General features: G+C 50.1%; 1 protein-coding gene. It reads left to right on the top strand.

All coding sequences use genetic code 11. The features are described from left to right. The first annotated feature begins 51 nt into the window (after positions 1 to 51). A protein-coding gene (locus ACE38U_RS22350) for an IS3 family transposase (protein ID WP_375530534.1) occupies positions 52 to 1,415 on the top strand; the annotation gives its coding sequence in 2 pieces (ribosomal slippage) (positions 52 to 529 and positions 529 to 1,415; 1,365 coding nt in all). Positions 1,416 to 1,447 lie beyond the last annotated feature (32 nt).

The raw sequence follows: 1,447 nt of genomic DNA, 5'->3' as shown, positions 1-1,447 counted from the left end.
TGGACTGCACCCCAAAAGTTGGACACCCAACTGAGTAAGGTGCAGTTTTTTATGGCAAAGCCAAAATATTCCCTCGAAACCAGATTAGCTGTAGTCAAACACTACCTTGCCGGAAAAGATGGAACACATCGTACCGCTGAACGTTTTGGTGTTGAAAGAACATCAGTGCGACGCTGGGTAAGAGCCTGGCAACTCCACGGTATTGATGGCATTACCTGGAAAAATGACCGCCATTCTCCGTCGTTCCGGATTGCTGTCGTACGCACGGTTTTCGCTGAAGAACTTTCGATGCGCGAAGCGGCCGCACGGTTTAATATCTCCACTGAAACCGTTGTCCGGCACTGGGTGAATGTCTACAAAGACGCAGGTGAAAAAGGACTTCTGAGCATAAAACCTGGCCGGAGCAAGGACATGACAAAACCCAAAAAAACACCTCCACTTACCGATGCTGCGCTGGATAAGTTATCTCCCGAAGAGTTGCGGGCTGAACTTCGTTACCTGCGAGCAGAGAATGCCTATCTAAAAAAGCTGAAGGCCTTAGTTCAAAGCGAGAAAAACGGCGGAAAGCCGCAATAATCAACGAACTAAGGCTGGAGTATGCGCTCAGTGATCTTCTTCGTGCTGCGGGCATGTCCCGCAGTACGTGGTATCACAATATAAATGCGCTGAAGCGAGCAGACAGGCATGCCGGGCTGAAAGCCAAAATCAGAGAGATTTACCACTATCACAAAGGGCGTTATGGCTACCGCAGGATCACGCTCTCGCTGAGAAGGCAGGGTCTGCTGGTGAACCATAAAACTGTACAGCGGCTGATGGCAGAACTGTCTCTCCGCTCTCTGATAAGGGTGAAGAAATATCGTGCCTGGAAAGGGGAAGTGGGCAAGGCTGCACCCAATATCCTGGGCCGGAACTTCGGGGCATCGAAAGCCAACGAAAAATGGGTCACGGATGTCACCGAGTTCTCAGTACAGGGTAAAAAGCTGTATCTGTCGCCGGTTCTCGATCTGTTTAACCGGGAGATTATCTCCTACAGCCTGTCGGAAAGGCCAGTGATGGAGATGGTTAATAGCATGCTGCGCGATGCGTTCCTGAAGCTCAGCCCGGAAGATAGCCCCTTGCTGCACACGGATCAGGGCTGGCAATATCGAATGGCAGGCTATCAGGCAAGGTTAAAGGCACAGGGCATGACACAAAGTATGTCGCGCAAAGGAAACTGTCTGGATAATGCGGTGATGGAGAACTTCTTCGGCACACTGAAATCGGAGTGTTTTTACCTGAACAGGTTCAGCGATCTGAATGAACTGAGGAAGGCGATAGAGGACTATATCCATTACTATAACAACGAGCGGATCAGTCTGAAATTAAAAGGCCTGAGTCCGGTAGAATACCGAACCCAGACCCCGATAGCCGCTTAACATGAACTGTCCAACTTTATGGGGTCAGTCCA

This window comes from Cedecea selenatireducens, assembly GCF_042138895.1.
GTDB lineage: Bacteria > Pseudomonadota > Gammaproteobacteria > Enterobacterales > Enterobacteriaceae > Cedecea > Cedecea selenatireducens.
The sequence above is the reverse complement of the archived record's forward strand: the minus strand, read 5'-3'. Positions and strand labels throughout refer to the sequence as shown.